The sequence below is a fragment of the Rhizobium rhododendri genome, assembly GCF_007000325.2.
In the GTDB taxonomy this organism is placed as follows: domain Bacteria; phylum Pseudomonadota; class Alphaproteobacteria; order Rhizobiales; family Rhizobiaceae; genus Rhizobium; species Rhizobium rhododendri.
Map to the genome: position 1 here is coordinate 798,734 of NZ_CP117267.1, position 18,440 is coordinate 817,173.

General features: G+C 61.4%; 20 protein-coding genes. 3 read left to right on the forward strand and 17 right to left on the reverse strand.

The annotated features are described in order from the left end of the window. Positions 1-15: 15 nt before the first annotated feature. From pip to PR018_RS04030, 14 genes are all read right to left on the reverse strand, one after another. Positions 16-981, reverse strand: a complete 966-nt coding sequence (gene pip / locus PR018_RS03965) for a prolyl aminopeptidase (protein WP_142829726.1) — start codon at positions 979-981, stop codon at positions 16-18. Further along, on the reverse strand, positions 978-1,454 hold the full coding sequence (locus tag PR018_RS03970) for a GFA family protein (RefSeq protein WP_142829724.1): 477 nt from the start codon (positions 1,452-1,454) through the stop codon (positions 978-980). The genes pip and PR018_RS03970 overlap by 4 nt, the downstream gene beginning before the upstream one ends. Further along, entirely contained in the window at positions 1,447-1,932 is a 486-nt protein-coding gene (locus tag PR018_RS03975) for a GFA family protein (protein WP_142829722.1), read from the reverse strand. The genes PR018_RS03970 and PR018_RS03975 overlap by 8 nt, the downstream gene beginning before the upstream one ends. A gap of 307 nt (positions 1,933-2,239) precedes the next feature. Next, a complete protein-coding gene (gene cysS, locus PR018_RS03980) occupies positions 2,240-3,682 on the reverse strand; it encodes a cysteine--tRNA ligase (RefSeq protein WP_142829720.1) in 1,443 nt (480 codons plus the stop codon). Positions 3,683-3,913: 231 nt separating this feature from the next. Continuing rightward, complete coding sequence (locus PR018_RS03985; RefSeq protein WP_142829718.1) at positions 3,914-4,567, reverse strand: hypothetical protein; 654 nt, start codon at positions 4,565-4,567, stop codon at positions 3,914-3,916. Beyond that, positions 4,536-4,760 carry a DUF2188 domain-containing protein gene (locus PR018_RS03990; protein ID WP_142829716.1) on the reverse strand — a complete coding sequence of 75 codons (225 nt, stop codon included), beginning with the start codon at positions 4,758-4,760 and terminating at the stop codon, positions 4,536-4,538. Before PR018_RS03990 ends, PR018_RS03985 begins: the two co-directional genes overlap by 32 nt. A 103-nt stretch (positions 4,761-4,863) precedes the next feature. Further along, the gene (locus PR018_RS03995) at positions 4,864-5,604 is read right to left on the reverse strand and encodes an SDR family NAD(P)-dependent oxidoreductase (RefSeq protein ID WP_142829715.1); all 741 of its coding nucleotides are present in this window, start codon (positions 5,602-5,604) and stop codon (positions 4,864-4,866) included. Positions 5,605-5,691: 87 nt separating this feature from the next. Then, positions 5,692-7,188: an amidophosphoribosyltransferase gene (purF, locus tag PR018_RS04000; protein WP_142829713.1), complete on the reverse strand. Its 1,497-nt coding sequence runs from the start codon at positions 7,186-7,188 to the stop codon at positions 5,692-5,694. A gap of 157 nt (positions 7,189-7,345) precedes the next feature. Further along, complete coding sequence (locus PR018_RS04005) at positions 7,346-7,987, reverse strand: CvpA family protein (protein WP_142829711.1); 642 nt, start codon at positions 7,985-7,987, stop codon at positions 7,346-7,348. Between the two features lie 85 nt (positions 7,988-8,072). Beyond that, positions 8,073-9,476, reverse strand: a complete 1,404-nt coding sequence (gene radA / locus PR018_RS04010; protein ID WP_142829709.1) for a DNA repair protein RadA — start codon at positions 9,474-9,476, stop codon at positions 8,073-8,075. Continuing rightward, positions 9,476-9,835, reverse strand: a complete 360-nt coding sequence (locus tag PR018_RS04015) for a type II toxin-antitoxin system RelE/ParE family toxin (protein ID WP_307877638.1) — start codon at positions 9,833-9,835, stop codon at positions 9,476-9,478. Before PR018_RS04015 ends, radA begins: the two co-directional genes overlap by 1 nt. Then, complete coding sequence (locus tag PR018_RS04020) at positions 9,783-10,058, reverse strand: type II toxin-antitoxin system ParD family antitoxin (protein ID WP_224128269.1); 276 nt, start codon at positions 10,056-10,058, stop codon at positions 9,783-9,785. Before PR018_RS04020 ends, PR018_RS04015 begins: the two co-directional genes overlap by 53 nt. A gap of 48 nt (positions 10,059-10,106) precedes the next feature. Further along, positions 10,107-11,273 (reverse strand): alanine racemase, encoded by a 1,167-nt coding sequence (alr, locus tag PR018_RS04025; protein ID WP_142829704.1) that lies wholly within the window; start codon positions 11,271-11,273, stop codon positions 10,107-10,109. A gap of 105 nt (positions 11,274-11,378) precedes the next feature. Then, positions 11,379-12,875, reverse strand: coding sequence for a replicative DNA helicase (locus PR018_RS04030; RefSeq protein ID WP_111220789.1), 1,497 nt, complete (start codon positions 12,873-12,875; stop codon positions 11,379-11,381). 317 nt (positions 12,876-13,192) lie between these two features. Here PR018_RS04030 and PR018_RS04035 point away from each other — a divergent pair, with 317 nt between their 5' ends. From PR018_RS04035 to PR018_RS04045, 3 genes are all read left to right on the forward strand, one after another. Next, positions 13,193-13,645, forward strand: coding sequence for a MarR family winged helix-turn-helix transcriptional regulator (locus PR018_RS04035; protein WP_111220444.1), 453 nt, complete (start codon positions 13,193-13,195; stop codon positions 13,643-13,645). Positions 13,646-13,713: 68 nt separating this feature from the next. After that, the gene (locus tag PR018_RS04040) at positions 13,714-15,303 is read left to right on the forward strand and encodes an MFS transporter (RefSeq protein ID WP_142829916.1); all 1,590 of its coding nucleotides are present in this window, start codon (positions 13,714-13,716) and stop codon (positions 15,301-15,303) included. A gap of 13 nt (positions 15,304-15,316) precedes the next feature. After that, the gene (locus PR018_RS04045; protein ID WP_142829702.1) at positions 15,317-16,369 is read left to right on the forward strand and encodes an HlyD family secretion protein; all 1,053 of its coding nucleotides are present in this window, start codon (positions 15,317-15,319) and stop codon (positions 16,367-16,369) included. 76 nt (positions 16,370-16,445) lie between these two features. Here the strand turns inward: PR018_RS04045 and rplI are convergent, their stop codons facing one another. The 3 genes from rplI to rpsR all read right to left on the reverse strand — a co-directional run bounded on the left by rplI (position 16,446) and on the right by rpsR (position 18,434). Continuing rightward, positions 16,446-17,021 (reverse strand): 50S ribosomal protein L9, encoded by a 576-nt coding sequence (gene rplI / locus PR018_RS04050; RefSeq protein WP_142829700.1) that lies wholly within the window; start codon positions 17,019-17,021, stop codon positions 16,446-16,448. Positions 17,022-17,039: 18 nt separating this feature from the next. Next, positions 17,040-18,020 (reverse strand): DUF2232 domain-containing protein, encoded by a 981-nt coding sequence (locus PR018_RS04055; protein WP_142829698.1) that lies wholly within the window; start codon positions 18,018-18,020, stop codon positions 17,040-17,042. A 162-nt stretch (positions 18,021-18,182) separates the two neighbouring features. Beyond that, positions 18,183-18,434 (reverse strand): 30S ribosomal protein S18, encoded by a 252-nt coding sequence (gene rpsR / locus PR018_RS04060; RefSeq protein WP_111220447.1) that lies wholly within the window; start codon positions 18,432-18,434, stop codon positions 18,183-18,185. Between the last annotated feature and the right edge of the window lie 6 nt (positions 18,435-18,440).

Consider the following 18,440-nt stretch of genomic DNA (forward strand, 5'->3'; position numbering starts at 1 on the left):
CTCCCTCGCGCCCGGTCAGCTGTCTATCTTACCCGCAAACCGGTCAGTCGCGCGGATCAGCTGGTCGAGAATGCCGGGTTCGGAATAGGCGTGTCCGGCCCCCTCGATCAGGTGAAACTCCGCCTTCGGCCAGGCCTTGTGCAGCTTCCATGCATATTTTGCCGGGCAGGGCATGTCATAGCGCCCGTGCACGATCACGCCGGGAATGTCCTTCAGGCGCACCGCGTCACGGATCAGCTGGCCTTCCTCGAGCCAGCCGGCGTTGACAAAGAAATGGTTCTCGATGCGCGCAAAGGCATAGGCGAATTCATCGCCCTCGAACGCTGTGCTGGTGGAAGGTTCCGGCAGCAGCGTGATCGTCTCCCCCTCCCAGATCGACCAGGCCTTGGCGGCGGCGAGGCGCACGTGGCTGTCCTCATGGGTCAGGCGGCGGTGATAGGCGAGCATCATCTCGTGGCGCTCGTCAGCCGGAATATGGGCGACGAAACGCTCCCACTTGTCGGGAAACATTTCGGAGACGCCGAACTGGTAGTACCAGTCGAGCTCGGCCTTTGTCAGCGTATAGATGCCGCGCACGACCAGCTCGCTGACGCGCTCCGGAAACTTCTCCGCATAGGCGAGTGCCAGCGTCGACCCCCAGGAGCCGCCGAACACCAGCCATTTCTCCGCCCCGGCCATCTGCCGCAGGCGCTCGATGTCGTCGACCAGGTGCCAGGTGGTATTGGCATTGAGATCGGCAGCCGGCGTCGACTTGCCGCAACCGCGCTGGTCGAACAGCGTCACGTCGTAAAGCGCCGGATCGAACAGGCGGCGATGGCTGGGCGAGATCGTGCCGCCGGGGCCGCCGTGCAGGAAGACGGCCGGCTTGGCGCCCGGCGTGCCGATCCGTTCCCAGTAGATGACATGGCCGTCGCCGACATCGAGATGGCCGGAGGCGTAGGGTTCGATCTCGGGGTAGAGGGTGCGCAGGGCTTCGGTCATAGGTTCAAACCTTTGGAGGGCCAGGTATCTGTGTCGTGGTCGGGGTGCTGGAAGGAGATGATCGCTTCCTGGCGGGCATAGAAATCGGGGTCGGCATGTACCGGCTGTGCGAAGATCGTTTCCACCCAGGGCAGGCGCGCGTCATGGTTCACCTGGATCTGCGGTGCCAGATCGTCACGCTCATCGAAGGCTCCGATGGCGATCTCCAGCCCGCCGGGATGACGATAGGTCAGCGGCGTGCCGCAATCGCTGCAAAATCCGCGTTCGATATTCACCGAAGACCGGAAATAGCTGGGCGCGCCCCGCGTCCATTCGGTACCATCCTCAGGTGCCGTCACCAGCGCCGAAAACAGGCCACCGAACTGCTTCTGGCACATGCGACAATGACAGATCGACGGTCGCCCGAGCGCGCCGCTAATCCTGAACCGCACCGCACCGCATTGGCAGCCGCCGCTTCTGGTGGTCTCAGTCATGCTTCGCCTCCGCTGGCCATGTGGCCGTATCGTGATCGGGATGCTGGTAGGAAACGATGTCCCCCAGGAACGGCAGGGCAGCGATGTCCTCCTCCGTCGGGTGCCCCGGTAGCTCCTGAAGATGGTCCACGAAGGCAATCTTGGCCTCGGTGCCATATTGCAGCTTGGGTGGCAGAACGGCAGGATTATCGAATGCGCCGGCGGCAAGAGCGATGCCATCGGGCGCTTCATAGGTCAACGGCGTGCCGCATTCGTCACAAAATCCGCGAGCAACGATATTGGACGACTGAAAGCGCTTCGGCGTCCCACGTGTCCACTCCAGTACGGCGCTCCGAGTGGAGACCAGCGGTGCGTAATAGCCACCGAAGGCCTTCTGGCACATTCGACAATGACAGATCGAAACGTCCTCGAGCGATCCCTCGACTCGGAAGCGCACCGCACCGCATTGGCAGCCGCCGGAAAGCGTGACGTTGGTCATGGCGTGCCTCCCGTTGAGAGAGCGGTGGGGCACAAGGCGTCTGAGGTGCGCATTTTTGGAGGGATGGGCGTATGCGGCACGTTGCCCCCCTCTGTCACTGCGTGACATCTCCCCCACAAGGGGGGCGATTGGCTGGCGGCACGGTCTTGCGCTCCAGCTATCCTGGGAGTTTTCAGCAGCTTCTCTTTCAGATCAAGAGAGCGGAATGAAAAGACAACGTCGTCGCCGCACCCAACCAATCTCCCCCCTTGTGGGGGAGATGTCACCGAAGGTGACAGAGGGGGGTATGCCGCGGCAGCTGCAGGTATCACCGCTTGATCTCCCAAGTGGTCACCCGCTCGCCTGTCGCGGCGTCCTTGCCGTCCTTCAGCTGCACACCCTTGGCAGAGAGCTCGTCGCGAACCTTGTCGGCATCGGCGAAATTCTTTGCCTTCAGCAGTTCGAGGCGCATCTGCACCAGCGCATTGATCGCCGCCGTCAGATTTGTTGAACTATGCTGGGAAGAAACCTTTGGGTTGTCAAAGATTAGACTGCTGCTGCGAGTTCGGAATTGGGCAAAAAAGGCGGTGATGTCGATGCCCAGCCATTCTAAGGAGGCTCGAAGGGCAGCCGGACTACTTTTTCTTAACGAGTGGAGTTCCGCAATCGCGCCAGAACTATCAAGGTCTCTCGCCCATGCGGCGATAAACCTCTGACTTGGCCTGCCAGCTGTCGAGTTGCCAACGGTCTTTCCCCACGTAAAGAGCATGTGCTCCGCTTCCTCCAGCCGCTTCACCGAAAAGTCGATCGGCTCGCGGTAATGCGTCATCAGCATCGCCAGCCGCAGAACTTCGCCCTGCCATGTCCGTCCGCCGAGCTTGTCTGTTTCCAGTAGCTCGGCGATGGTGACGAAGTTGCCGTCGGATTTCGACATCTTGCGGCCTTCGACCTGCAGGAAGCCGTTGTGCATCCAGACATTGGCCATCACGGACGTACCGTGGGCGCAGCGCGACTGAGCGATCTCGTTCTCATGGTGCGGAAAGATCAGGTCGAGGCCGCCGCCGTGGATGTCGAAGACGTCGCCGAGGTACCGGCGGCTCATCGCCGAGCATTCGATATGCCAGCCCGGCCGGCCACGGCCCCAGGGGCTGTCCCAGCCGGGTTCGTCGGCATCGGACAGTTTCCACAGCACGAAGTCGCCGGGGTTCTTCTTGTGAACATCGACTGCGACCCGGGCGCCGGCCTGCTGCTCGTCGAGATTTCGCTTCGACAGCTGGCCGTAATCCGCCATCGACTTCGTGTCGAACAGCACCTCGCCCGCCGCCGCATAGGCATGGCCTTTCTCCACCAGCGCCTCGATGATCGAAATCATCTGACCGATGTTGTCAGTGGCGCGCGGCTGCACGGTCGGCTCGAGGCAGCCGAGCGCCATCACATCCTTCTGGTACTGGTTGTCGGTCTTTTCCGTGACCAGCCGGATGGCAGCATTGAGCTCCATGCCTGGATAGTCGCGAAGGGCGCGGGCGTTGATCTTGTCGTCGACATCAGTGATGTTGCGCACATAGGTGACGTTCTCCGGCCCATAGACCTGCCGGAGCAGCCGGAACAGCACGTCGAAGACGATAGCCGGGCGGGCGTTGCCGATATGGGCGAAATCGTAGACCGTCGGGCCGCAGACATAGAGACGCACATTGCTGGCATCGATCGGCACAAACACGCTCTTTTCGCGCGTCAGGGTATTGTAAAATTTCAGCTCAGGCGTCCCGCCCATGTCCACTCTCCCAGATGCACGATCGAAAAAAATCGTCGCGGCCGGCGGACCGGGCGTTTCTCATCTTTGCGCAATGGGGAGACGAAAACGGCCAGGCCAGCGGTGCGCTAGCGAATAATTTTCCGGCAGATGCTGCAAATAGCTGTTTTCATGGCTGGCTTTATGGCGCGACACGGGATTTTGGTCAAGAGCAGCGGAGGCATCGCGGATGTAGTCTTGCGATTTATTGCCTCATGCCTGACGCTTCCACTCATGCATGGCCTCGATTACTTCGACAGTCGGATACTCCCTGATATCCTCCTCGGACGACCCGGCTGCGAGTTCGCGTTTCCAATACCATTCCTGAAAAGCCAGATATTCGCCGAGTATCTTGGAGGGGCTTACCCTTGCCGTTGAGGGTTGAGCGACGAGCCACGTTCGAGCATGCCTGACGGCTTTTGCGAAGTCGCCCTGGTGTGCTTGGATGTCCCAGCCTGCGATGTCGGACAGCGACTTTTGATAGTCGAAGCGCTCCTGTTCGAGGATCAAAATGACCTTTTCCGACAACAGGGAATTTCCGAACCGCTTGCAGGCATGATCCATTCCGAGTTCGAACGGCATATTCATGCGAGAGTATTGCCCGATAGAGGTAGCCTGGCAACGGCTCAGATCATGGATTCCGTACTTGGAACCCTTGATAAGTTCAACGATCTTTTCGAGGCGGCTTGCCGCGTTGTCACGGTTTTCTGGGGCCAATCGAGGAAAGAATCCGAGAAAAACCACGCAGAATGCAATGGCTTGGAGGATCGGCGCAAAGGCTTCGTCAAACGGACAATTGATAAAAACCGAGCGTTCGAACGGAGGTTGCGCCATTCTAACGTTTCGATTGAGCGTGGTTTTCGCCAAACGAGTTCCGCTCGCGAATTCGTCCGTCTTCGCCGTGAATGTAAAGTTCGGTTCCGTAGTTTCGAGCGATTGCGGTCGCGGCCTTGATAGCTTCATCTTGAGTGGCGTGGACACTTGTAGAACGCGCCGAGCCCGCCTTTCTGACGCTCCACTTTCCCGCTTGGGGCACAACATGCTGGGCTCTGCTTGTCATCGCACGATCCTCAATTCCGTGGTCGACCACGTCGGGCCAGTGAAAGCGATGTCGCTTTATACCCGGCAATGCAATGTTAGCATGCAACCCCGCTCGCGGCCACCTATTCCGGCAACCGGTAATCCACCAGCCTGTTCTCCCGCACCACGAACAGCTTGCCCGTCTCCGTTACATCGGGGCCGACCAGCCCCATGATGACCTCGGCTACATCGCGGGGATGCTGCACGGTCTCGGGGTCTTCTCCGGGCATCGCCAGTGCCCGCATGGCAGTGCGGGTGGCGCCCGGGTCGAGGCTGGTGATGCGCAGCGGTGTGCCTTGTGTTTCCCCGGCCCATGTGCGGGCCAGGGCTTCGACGGCCGCCTTGGAGGCGGAGTAGGGGCCCCAGAAGGGCCGGCATTTATGGGCTGCGGAAGACGACAGGATGACGGCGCGACCGGCGTCTGAGCGCACCAGCAGCGGTTCGACGGAGCGGATCAGCCGCCACGTCGCGGTGACGTTGATCGTCATGACCTTCTCGAAGACCTTCGCCTCGACATGGCCGATCGGCGAAATTGTCCCGAGCACACCGGCATTGGCAACGAGGATATCGAGCTTGCCCCAGCGCTCGAAGATCGAGCCGCCGAGCCGGTCGATGGCATCCATGTCGGCAAGGTCGAAGGGCACCAGCGTTGAACGTCCACCGACAGCCTTGATCGCGTCGTCCAGTTCTTCCAGTCCGCCGACGGTGCGGGCGCAGGCGATCACATGCGCGCCGGCCTTTGCCAGCTCCAGAGCGGTGAAATATCCGATGCCGCGCGAGGCGCCGGTGACCAGGGCAATCTTGTCCTGCAGGTTGACGCTCATGATACCGAGTTCCGTTCGCAATTTTATGGGGCGATAATATGCCCCATAACAGACTATCGGTCAGTCCATCAAGCGCGGCTCTCGGCCTCAGCCGTTGCCGGCAAGCACCGATAGCTTGCGGACATTGTTGATGCTTTCCCGATCGAGCAACCGGGTCGGATAGTCGCCGGTGAAATAGTGGTCGGTGAACTGGGGTGCAACGGGATCGCGCGGCTCACCGCCGACAGCCCGGTAGAGGCCATCGATGGACAGGAAGGCGAGGCTGTCGGCGCCAATGAAGGCACACATGGCTTCGAGGTTCTCATACTGGTTGGCCAGCAGCTTGTCGGCGTCAGGCGTATCGATGCCATAGAAATCCGGGAAATAGATCATTGGGCTGGCAACGCGAATGTGCACCTCGCTGGCGCCGGCCTCGCGGATCATCTGGACGATCTTCACAGATGTCGTGCCACGGACGATGGAATCGTCGACGAGCACGACGCGCTTGCCTTCGAGGATGGCACGGTTGGCGGAGTGCTTCAGCTTGACGCCGAAGGCGCGGATCGACTGGGTCGGCTCGATAAAGGTCCGGCCGACATAGTGGTTGCGGATGATCCCGAGCTCGAACGGTATGCCGCTCGCCTGCGCGTAGCCGATTGCCGCCGGCGTGCCGCCATCCGGCACGGGAACGACGAGGTCGGCCTCGACCGGCGCTTCGTTGGCCAGATTGATACCCATGTTGCGACGGGCGACGTAGACGTTGCGGCCGCCGACGACAGAGTCCGGGCGCGCGAAGTAGACATATTCGAACAGGCACAGCCGCTCGGGCTCGGGCTCGGGCTGATCGGCCTTGCGCGAATCGATGGTGATAGAGCCGTCGCTCTGGATCTCGCAGATGATGACTTCGCCGTTCTCGACGTCGCGGATATATTTCGCGCCGATGATGTCGAGCGCGCAGGTCTCCGAACAGAAGATCGGCTTGCCATCGAGTTCGCCCATCACCAGCGGCCGGATGCCGATCGGATCGCGGGCGGCAATGAGTTTGGTACGGGTCATCGCCAGCATCGAGTAGCCGCCTTCCATCTGGCGGATAGCATCGATGAAGCGGTCGGAAGAGGAAGCATGCTTGGAACGAGCGATCAAGTGCAGCACGACTTCGGTGTCGGACGTCGACTGGCAGATGGCGCCGTCGGCAATCAGCATGCGGCGCATTGTCAGACCGTTGGTGAAGTTGCCGTTATGGGCAATAGCGATGCCGCCGACTTCCAGTTCGGCAAACAGCGGCTGGACGTTGCGAAGGATCGTCTCACCCGTGGTCGAGTAGCGGACATGGCCGATGGCGCGGTCGCCGGGCAGGCGGGCTAGGGTTGCCGGATCCGTATAGTGGTCCCCGACCAGACCCATGCGGCGCTCCGAATGAAAGCGCTGACCATCGAAGACGACCATGCCGGCTGCTTCCTGGCCGCGGTGCTGCAGGGCGTGCAGGCCGAGCGCCGTCAGGGTCGCAGCGTCCGAGTGTCCGAGGATGCCGAACACGCCGCACTCTTCGTGCAGTGTGTCGCCGTCGATGTCGTTATCGATTTCAGGGGATGGTGACAGGGTCATGGCTGAAGGCCTTTGCTCTCACGGGGTTCGGGCAGCGCTGGGGCTGGGATCCAAAATAACTGAAAATCCGGCCGGGCGATATGCCTGGCCGGATAGGGTCGTCGGTGCCGATCAGATGGCGATGCCAGCCAAACGGGTCAAGCCTGGTGACGCAGCGTCAATTGTTCGTCGCCGGAGCGGCAGGTGTCGTCGTCGGTGCCGCTGGCGAAGCCGGTGCGTCGTCCGATGGGGCTGCATCGCTCGGTGCGGCCGCGTCATCGTTCAACTGCTGCTTTTCCGGCTGGATCTTGTCGATAACGTTGGTCCGGATCATCTGCGCGAATTTCTCCGGCAATGCAGCCTCCAGCTTGACCACCATCGAATCGAGGAAAGGCTTGGACTTGGCATTGTTGACCCAATCGGGGCGGTGCGGCTCGTCGACGAGCCAGTTCCAGAAGGCAACGGCGACGACCAGCAGCAGCACGCCACGGGCGGCGCCGAAAAGGAAACCGAGCGTGCGGTCGAGCGCGCCAATGCGGCTGTCGATGATGAAATCGGCGATCTTCATAGTGATGAACGAGATGATGATCAGCGCGATGAGGAAGACGACTGCGGCCGAGCCAACGATGGCGATACGATCGTCATCTGTGTAGTGCTTGGCGTATGGCACCAGCTTCGGGTAAAGATAGTAGGCCGCAACGGCCGAGCCGCCCCAGCTGACGATCGACAGAATTTCGCGGGAGAAGCCGCGTACCATGGCGAGAACGGCGGAAAACAGCACGACGCCGATAACAATACCGTCGAAAATCGTAATGGGCATCTATACTTTACTCCAAGACTTGCCATGGGCGCCATGGCTATCGTCTGCCTGAATGCGTCTTGCCTCGTCGCCAGAGCGAAAAGGTTCAGTCCTCGTCTTCCGTCGGCCGCAGTGCGCCCTTCGATCCGGCGACCCTGACCACCATGTCGGTCAGGCTGTCGATCTCGTTCCAGCGGCCGCCGCTGCCTTTCGGCAGTTCAGCCGAGCCGGATGGTAGGAGCGCTTGCGCAAAGCCCAGCTTCTCGGCTTCCTTCAGGCGTTGTGCCGTATGGCCCACGGGCCGCACGGCGCCAGAAAGACTGACTTCGCCGAAATAGACGCAATCGGCGGGAAGGGCAATACCGGCAAGGGATGAAACCAGTGCAGAGGCCACCGCAAGGTCGGCCGCCGGCTCCGAAATCCGGTAGCCGCCGGCGATGTTCAGGTAGACATCGTGGCTGCCAAGCCGCACGCCGCAGTGGGCCTCGAGCACCGCAAGGATCATCGATAGCCGCGACGAATCCCAGCCGACGACCGCGCGCCGTGCTGTTCCGAGCGACGTCGGCGCCACCAGCGCCTGTACCTCGACGAGGATCGGCCGCGTTCCCTCCATGCCGGCAAAGACGGCAGCACCTGGCGATTTGGAGTTGCGCTCACCCAGAAAAAGCTCTGACGGATTGGCGACTTCACGAAGCCCGATATCCGACATCTCGAAAACGCCGATCTCGTCCGTCGGGCCGAAGCGGTTCTTGACGGTGCGCAGGATACGGTAGTGATGGCCACGGTCGCCCTCGAAGTAGAGCACCGCATCGACCATGTGCTCGACGACCCGCGGCCCGGCGATCTGGCCATCCTTGGTGACATGGCCGACCAGCACCATGGCGGAACCTGTCTGCTTGGCAAAGCGGATCATCGCCTGCACGCCGGTGCGCACTTGGGTGACGGTGCCGGGCGCCGATTCGGCAAGCTCGCTCCACAGGGTCTGGATGGAATCGATGATGACCAGATCCGGTCGCTTGCCATCGGCGAGCGTCGCCAGGATATCCTCGACATTCGTCTCGGCCGCCAGCATCACGTCTGTATCGGCTGCCTTCAGCCGCTGTGCCCGCAGCCGGATCTGGGCAACCGCCTCTTCGCCCGAGACGTAGACGATCTTGTGGCCTCGTCTGGCAAGCGCGGCTGCCGCCTGCATCAGCAGCGTCGACTTGCCGATGCCCGGATCTCCGCCGACCAGCACTGCCGAGCCACGCACAAAGCCGCCGCCCGTCGCCCGGTCGAGTTCGGAAATGCCGGTATAAATCCGCGGTGCTTCCTCGATTTCGCCGGACAGTGCCACCAGCGTCACCGCTCTGCCCTTCTTCGGCACGCGGCCCGGACCCGAACCGATGCCGCCCATCGGGTCTTCCTCGACGATGGTGTTCCACGCACCACAGGATTCGCATTTTCCGGCCCAGCGATTGTGGATGGTGCCGCAGTTCTGGCAGATGAATTGAGTTCTGGCCTTGGCCATCAGGGAATGCTTTCGGTAAAATCTTCTGGTGCGGTGTCCTCGTGTGCATGGATCACGCGCACCACCCGGAGCGCAATATCACTGACAACGAAGTAAAACACTCTCTGTCGATAGGAAAAGCTGCGGAGGCCGGGTCTGAGATGGTCGCGGCCAACACCGGTCAGGCCAAGCCTCGCAAATGACTGCGCCTTCCGCTCAATGTCGAGAATGAATTTGTTTGCTGCGGGAGAGTTGCTCTCCGCGATATAGAGATACTGGCCCATGAGATCGGCCCGGGCGGTTCCGGACCAGATAAGCCGGCGTCGCTTAATGGTCAGTCTCCGGCTTGGACTGCTGGGACGCGGCCATTTGCTGGATATCTTTCAGAAGTTCTTCAGCCGTGTCGTACTCGTAAACGCGGCCATTTTCGATGTCATCGATGCCCTCCTGGATCAGTCCCCGCAATCTCGCAACTTTCTCGTCACGTTTGCGCAGGAGCGCGAGCGCTTCGCGCAATACAGCGTCTGCATCCTGATAGGCGCCCGTCTCTACCTGCTCGTCAACGAAGGCCTGCTCTCTCGAGCCCAGTCGAATGGTCGCCATAGCCATCTCCCAATGTTCTGCTTTTATACCGCAGCCTCCCTTGGAATGCTACTCCTCGACCAGGTACCGCCGCTTGTGGCGGAGGCCCATGCTGGTGAGCATTTCGTAGCCGATCGTGCCGGCGGCACGGGCGGCATCGTCGACAAGGATATTGCTGCCGAACAGTTCCACATAGTCGCCGGCCCGAACGAGACCGTCCGGCAGGTCGGTGATGTCGAAGATCGTCAGGTCCATGGTGATGCGGCCGGCGACGGGCACGCGATAGCCGGCGATGAAGCCGTGGCCGGCGGCGATCCCTGTCTGGCGCAACGGCACGCCGCCGCTCGACTGGCTGCGCATGTACCCGTCCGCATAGCCGGCGCATACCACCACCAATGTGCTGTCGCGGGTCAGTTGCATGGCGCGGCCATAGCTGACGGCTTCGCCGGCCTTCACTTGACGCACCTGCAGGACCCGGGCTTCTGCAGTGGCGACCGGGCGCATGGGGTTGGCCACACCCGGCACAGCCTCGCCGCCATAGAGCGCGATACCGGGGCGGGTCAGGTCGAAATGATATTCCGGGCCGAGAAAAATGCCGGCCGAGGCGGACAGGCTCGATTCGATGCCTTCGAAGGCGCGGCTGACTTGCCGGAATGAATCGAGCTGCTGCCGGTTCATCGGCGAGGCCGGATCGTCGCCGCAGGCAAGGTGGCTGACCACCAGTACTGGCGAAAAGCTGGCGGGACGGGACACGTCGTCGGCGAGCGCCATTGCCTCCGGGACTGTAAGGCCCAGCCGGTTGAAGCCGGTATCGACCTGCAATGCGCAAGGATATTCGCCATAGTCGGCCACAACGGCCATCCAGAAAGCTAGTTGCTCCTCGGACGATATGATTGGAACCAGATCGTTTTCAAAAAACAGCCGCTGCATGCCCGGCCAGATACCCGCAAGCACGAAAATGCGGGCATCGGGCGCATAGAGCCGCAGCGTCACGCCTTCCTCGACGGTGGCGACGAAAAAGTCGCGGGCTCCGGCGATGTAAAGGGTTTCGCCGACCTCCTCGATACCGAGGCCATAGGCATCTGCCTTGACGACAGCGGCGGTACGGGCGCGGCCGGATCGCCGGGCCATGTCCTGCCAGTTGGTGACCAATGCCCCCAGATCGACCGTCAGCCGCAGGCCGGCGGCGTCAAAGGCATCGAGTTCGTCGTCGAAGTCTTCGGAAAGGTCGGTCATGAAACCTCAATAGAATTGGCCGGAGAGTAGTGTCTCCGGCCATGATAGAGCCGATTCAGGTTGAAATGAAGACAGCCCCGGCTGCCAATCCCTGATAGCCTGGGATCAATGCTCTTCATACGGCGTGAACGACGAATCCGCGAGATCTGCGAAGCGCGTGAACTCGGCCTGGAAGGCGAGCTTTACGGTGCCGGTCGGTCCATGGCGCTGCTTCGAGATGATAACGTCGGCGGTACCCTTGACCTTCTCGAACAGCTGTTCCCATTCGTTGTACTTGGGGTCGGCCGGATCGCGAGGCTCCTGGTTCTTGACGTAGTATTCCTCGCGGTAGACGAACAGCACGACGTCGGCGTCCTGCTCGATCGAGCCCGATTCGCGCAAGTCCGAAAGCTGCGGCCGCTTGTCGTCGCGATTTTCCACCTGACGCGACAGCTGCGACAGGGCAATGATCGGCACATTCAGTTCCTTGCCCAGCGCCTTCAGGCCGGTGGTGATCTGGGTGACTTCTTGCACACGGTTCTCACCCGATTTGCCCGAGCCGGTCATCAGCTGGATATAGTCGATGACGAGCACGTCGAGGCCCCGCTGGCGCTTCAGGCGGCGGGCGCGGGCGGCGAGCTGGGCAATCGAGATACCACCGGTCTGGTCGATGAAAAGAGGCACCTTCTGCATCATCATCGAGCAGGCGACGAGCTTTTCGAAATCGGCATCGTTGATATCGCCGCGTCGGATTTTTGACGAGGACACTTCCGTCTGCTCCGAGATGATGCGGGTCGCCAGCTGTTCGGACGACATTTCCAGCGAATAGAAGCCTACGACGCCGCCGTTCTTCGCCTTGGTCGAGCCGTCTGCCTGCACTTCGCCCTCGTAAGCGGCGGCGATGTTATAGGCGATGTTGGTGGCGAGCGACGTCTTGCCCATGCCGGGGCGTCCGGCCAGCACGATCAAGTCCGAGCGCTGCAGTCCGCCCATCTTGCTGTCGAGCGAATGGATACCGGTAGAGATGCCCGAAAGCCCGCCATCGCGCTCCTTGGCGACGGCAGCCATGTCGATTGCCATGGCGACGGCATCGTTGAAGGCCTGGAAGCCGCCGTCGTAGCGACCGTTTTCAGCGAGTTCGAACAGCCGGCGCTCGGTGTCCTCGATCTGGCTTTGCGGCGGCATGTCCAGCGGTGCGTCATAGGCGATGTTGACCACGTCCTCGCCGATTGTGATCAGCGCCCGACGCAGGGCGAGGTCGTAGATGGCTCGACCGTAGTCTTCGGCATTGATGATCGACACGGCCTCGGCAGCAAGGCGCGCCAGATACTGCGCCACCGTCATGTCGCCGACTTTCTCGTCGGCCTTCAGGAAGGTCTTGATGGTCACCGGGTTGGCGATCTTGCCCATGCGGATGATGTCGCCGGCAACCTCGAAAATCCTTCGATGAAGCGGCTCATAGAGATGCACGGGCTTCAGGAAGTCCGAAACGCGGTAATAGGCGTCGTTGTTGACGAGAATTGCGCCCAGCAGCGCCTGCTCCGCCTCGATGTTGTTCGGGGCTTCACGGTAATGCTGTTCGGCGGGAGCAAGTGCTGCGCTCTTGCGACCTGCGTCGTTCATCACATCCATCTCGATCTCCTACCTTCACTTCGCGGTGGTGTTCGACCCTGCGGCCCTGGGCGTCAAGGCCGTTCGGCCGATAATGCACCCGGCATGGGTGATTCGTCCGCCCTATGCCCGTTGTCCACAGGGCCACAAAAAAGCGTGCAATCTTTGCATTTGCCGCTTGCTCCGCATGGAGGGCCCGACTCACCCGTGCCGGAAGGCAAATTAGACTGTTTGAGTGTTGCCTGTCTCTGAACGCGAGACAGCCGTCGCTTGAAAAGATGATAGAAGCCGGTAATCTGACAGCCTTCAGAGCAAGAAAAGCGTGAAACATGCCCGACAAAGCGACGAGCCGTGAATTCTTCGATGAGCTTTCGGCTTTCAACAGAAAGTTGCGGGCGGGCTTCGATGCTCTTGTTCGCAAGCGCGGCATGACGCTTGCCCGTGCCCGCGTGTTTTTTGCGCTGGCCAAGAAGGACGGCATCAACCAGCGTGAATTGGCCGAGCTTCTGGAGCTCGAAACGCCGACGCTGGTGCGCATTCTCGACGCGATGGAAGGCCAGAAGTTTATCGAGCGTCGCGCCGTCGAGACCGACCGCCGCGCCAAGCAGATTCATACCACCGAGGCCGGAAAGGTCATCGCAATCGAGATCGACGCGCTGGCAGCGCGGGTCCGCGCCGATATCCTCGAGGGCATATCCGACGCAGATCGGGCGACCGCGCTCAAGGTGATCCGCACTATGGCGGCAAATCTGCCGAACATCGGCAAAGACGAGGTAGCTTGAGCGCCGTTGACGCCACCGACGGAGAGGCTGCAGGGGGCGCTGCCGGCACCCCGGCACCGGCGCCTGCAATGGCTGATCCACCGGCGATGCCGGGATGGAAGGCACTCGGCTACATGCTGTCCTCGGTGATGTTCTTTCTGACGCAGGGGCTGGGGATGAACCTCGCGCTTGCCAACCTTACCCAGATCCAGGGCACCATTGCCGCGACGACAACGGAATCCGCCTGGCTGTCGGCTGCCTACATGGCGCCGAATGTCAGCCTGGCGATCTTTCTGGTCAAGATCCGCATGCAGTACGGCGTGCGCAATTTCGCCGAGATCAGCATCATCGGCTTCGTCGTCGCCTCGCTGCTCAATCTGTTCGTCTCGGATCTCCAATCGGCAGTCATCGTTCGTTTTCTCAGCGGCATTGCTGCAGCGCCATTGTCGACGCTGGGCTTCCTCTACATGCTCGAGGCCTTCCCACCGGCCAAGAAACTGACCGTCGGGCTCAGCCTGGCGATGATGAATACGACGCTGGCAGCACCGATCACGCGGCTGGTGTCGCCCACACTCCTCGATTTCGGTGAGTGGCGGGGTCTCTACACGCTGGAAATGGGCCTGGCCCTTTTGGTGATGCCGATCATCTATCTCCTGCCGCTGACTGCCCCGCCGCGGGTCAAGATCATCAACTTCGGCGATATCGTCGTCTATCTCCTGGTCGCCATCGGTTTTGGCTGTCTCGCCGTCGTTCTGTCCGTCGGCCGGCTTTACTGGTGGCTGGAGGTGCCATGGCTCGGCGTTGTCCTCGCAGTCAGCATCGCGACGCTGACGGTGGCGGTGGTGATCGATCTCGACCGAACGACGCCGCTCATCGATATCCGCTGGCTTCTGACGTGGCCGAACGTGCGCCTGACCATCGTGCTGCTCGTCTTCCGCATGATCGCTGCCGAGCAGAACTCGATCCTGCTGATCTACTACCAGAATATCGGCCTGCTCTACGATCAGCTGCAGATGCTCTACACCATCATCCTGGTGTTTTCGCTCGTCGGCGGGCTGACCTGCGCAGCCCTGATGAATGTCGGCTACACTTGGCAGATCCAGATGATCGCGCTGCCGATGATGATCGCAGCCGCCTTCATGGACAGCCAGGTGACAAGCCTGACGCGCCCCGAGCAGATGTATCTGAGCCAGGCGCTGATGTCGGCCGGAATCACGCTGTTCCTGCCGCCGGCACTGTCGCCCGGTTTCCGCGCCGCGCTTTCCAAGGGACCGTTTTACCTGGTGACCTTCTTTGTGATTTTCCTGTTTACTCAGAGCATTGGCTCGTTGATGGGGACGGCCTTCTATGGCACCCTCATCACCATCCGCGAAAAATTCCACTCCAGCGTCCTGGTCGAGCACGTCCTGCTCACCGATCCGATCGTCGCCCAGCGGGCAGCGCAGCTTTCGGCCTCCTATGGCAAGGTGATTACCGATTCGCGCCTGTTGAACGGCGAGGGGCTGACGCTGCTTGGCGCACAGGTCACGCGCGAGGCCTACAGCCTCGCCTTCGGCGATGCCTTCTTCGTGGCCGGGGTGATCGCAGCCTTGGCATTTGTCGTATTGATTGCAAATCGGCTGATGGCCGTCATCCGCACCAAACCGGCCGATGCGCCGGCCACCGCATCCGCGACCTGAGGAACGCTGCACCATGTCCAGGCTTGTCCGATCTCCCATCGAAGTGGTTGCCGTCCTCGCCGGCATCGGCGGTATAATGCTGGTGCTCTATGCCTGGCATCTGCCACCCTTCAGGACATCTGTGGAGACGACAGACGACGCTTACGTCAAGGGCTACGTCACGGTCATCAGCCCGCAAGTCAGCGGCTACGTCACGGACGTTCGCGTCAAGGACTACGAGAGCGTCAAGCAGGGCGAGGTACTGGCCAAGATCGACGACCGCATATACCAGCAGAAACTCGCCCAGGCGCGTGCCAACCGCGACGGCCAGAAGGCGGGTCTTGCCAATTCCCGCCAGCAGGAGCTGGTGGCCCGCGCCGAGATTGCCTCGAGCCAGGCGGCTGTCGATAGCGTGCAGGCCGGGCTGACGCGGGCTCAACTGGCCTGGGAACGCATTGAGACGCTCGTCCAGAAAGGCGTATCGACCACCAGCGATGCCGAGACTGCGCAAGCGACGCTCGAGCAGGCAAAGGCTGCCGTCAACCAGGCGCTGGCAGCCGTCGAGGTCTCGCGGCAGAACCTGACGACGATCATCGTCAACCGCGCCTCGCTCGAAGCAGGCGTTGCCGGCGCCGAGGCGGCGATGCAGCAGGCGTCCATCGACCTGCAGAATGCCACCATCATTGCCCCGAGGTCGGGCAGGCTCGGTGAAATTGGCGTCCGGTTGGGCCAATATGTCACGGCCGGCACGCAATTGCTGGCGCTCGTGCCCGAAGACACCTGGGTCATCGCCAATTTCAAGGAAACGCAGCTCGACGGCATGCAGGTCGGCCAGCCCGTAGCGATCTCCGTCGACGCCTTCGGTCACCGCCGGCTGAATGGCCACATCCAGAGTTTCTCGCCGGCTGCCGGTTCCGAGTTCGCAGTGATCAAGCCCGACAACGCCACCGGCAATTTCACCAAGGTAGCCCAGCGCGTCGGCGTCCGCGTGACGATAGACCCCGGCCAGCCGGAAGCCGCCAATCTAGCCCCCGGCCTCTCCGTCGTCGTCTCCATAGACAAGGCTTCGAAGCCGGAGGCGAAGTAGGCCTGAGGCCACAAAACGCAAAAAGCCCGGATCGCGAGATCCGGGCTCAAACGCCGCCGTGAAGCGAAAGTTGTGACTATTCGTCGTCGCGGTTGCCGTCGGCATCCGGATCGAAGAAGTCTTCCGGACGCAGGGCGTCTTCGTCGATGCCGTAGATGGCGTCGGCCGAAGTCAGGGTTTCACCCTGCTTCTGGCGTTCGGCTTCTTCGGCGGAACGGGCAACATTCAGCTCGATTGCGATTTCGACTTCGCCGTGCAGGGCCAGCGTAACGCTGTGCAGGCCGATGGTCTTGATCGGGGTGTTCAGCTCAACCTGGCTGCGGCCGATGTTGAAGCCTTCTGCAGCGAGGATGTCGACGACGTCGCGAGCAGCGACCGAGCCGTACAGCTGGCCGGTTTCGCCAGCCGAGCGGACGACGTTGAAGGACTTGCCTTCGAGAACGTCGGCAACCTTCTGGGCTTCGCTCTTGCGCTCCAGGTTACGGGCTTCGAGCGTAGCGCGTTCAGCTTCGAAACGGGTCTTGTTGGCGGCGTTGGCGCGAAGAGCCTTGCCGAGTGGCAGCAGGTAATTACGGGCAAAGCCGTCGCGGACTTTTACGGTCTCGCCCATCTGGCCGAGCTTGGGAACGCGTTCGAGAAGAATGACTTGCATCGTGGTATCCTTTCAATGTCAGGTTTTTGGATCGGGTTTGTTCGAGGCATTCGCATCCTTGTTCGGGGTCAGTGCGATCGCCTTGCGGGTATCGGACAGGCCGAGAACGAGGATGAAGAAGATTGGCAGCACCATGGTAGCGGCCAGGTAGCAGAGGACCAGGACCGGCAGTTGCCAGTCCTTGCCGCGTGTCTTGAAGTGGAGCGTCGAGAAACCGGCGAGCACGAAGCCGGCGCCGAAGGCTCCGAACACGGTTGCGCCGACCATGGCAGGAATTCCGCCGGCAAAGCAGGCAACAAGGCCGGCTAGAAAGATGAAGATCGCATTGCGGTTCATCCTGAGCGCCGAAGGCACATCCTCCCGCGGCCGGAAATTGCGGCCTGAGGCGGTGACGATCCGGGTTGCAATGTAGTAGGCGGCAAACAGCATGATGACCCAGATTGCCGCCTGCAGGGCCGGCAGCATCAGGACGATCAGCGATTTTGTCTGGGCGGTGGCATCCGGGTCCGGCTGGAAAGACGGCTCCTGTGCCGAAAGCGCCGTCATCAGCGCATCGACCATCTTGTCGGTGAGCTCAGGTCCGTAGCCGATCATCACGCCGACGGCGATGACGCCGATCGTTACCAGTCCGCAGAGCTGCACCAGCATGTCGGAGAGGGGATACCAGGCCATCAGGTGGTCCGGTCCGCCGATTTCGTCGGCCGGGCGGGCAAGGTTCGCCAGATGGCTGATCCAGCCGGCCGGAACCAGCGTCACCAGCGCCATGACGAAGGCAAACGATGGCGATATGGCGACCGCGCCGAGCACGAAGGCGGTAAGGATCGAGACGATGGCGGCAATATTGCCCCAGCCGAGGCCGGCAATCAGAATTGGGAGGGCAGACGCAGCGTATAGGACAGCACTGAATGACGGCTGCGCATTCGCGGCCAGCACAAGCAGGGTCGCGGTAATGCCGGCGAGCACGCCGATCAAAAGCAGTCTGGGATTCAAGGTCTTCAAGTCGCTGTCCTGCTTGTTTAAGCAGTTAGAGGTTCGCCCTGATGACAAGTCTCAGAAGCGCAGCCCCAACATGGGTTTCAAACGGTTTCGATCCACGCCCACCGTGGAAGGAAGAAGGGAAGGCATCGCTGCCTTCCCTCTGATCGGAGATGTCGGACGCGATTAAGCGACGACGTAAGGCAGCAGGCCGAGGAAACGGGCGCGCTTGATGGCCTGGGCCAGTTCGCGCTGCTTCTTCTGGGAAACGGCCGTGATACGCGAAGGAACGATCTTGCCGCGCTCGGAAATGTAGCGCTGCAGAAGGCGAACGTCCTTGTAGTCGATCCGCGGTGCGTTGGCGCCGGAGAACGGGCAGGTCTTGCGACGACGATGAAACGGACGACGGACCTGCGAAGAGGAGGAAGCTTCAGACATATTCAG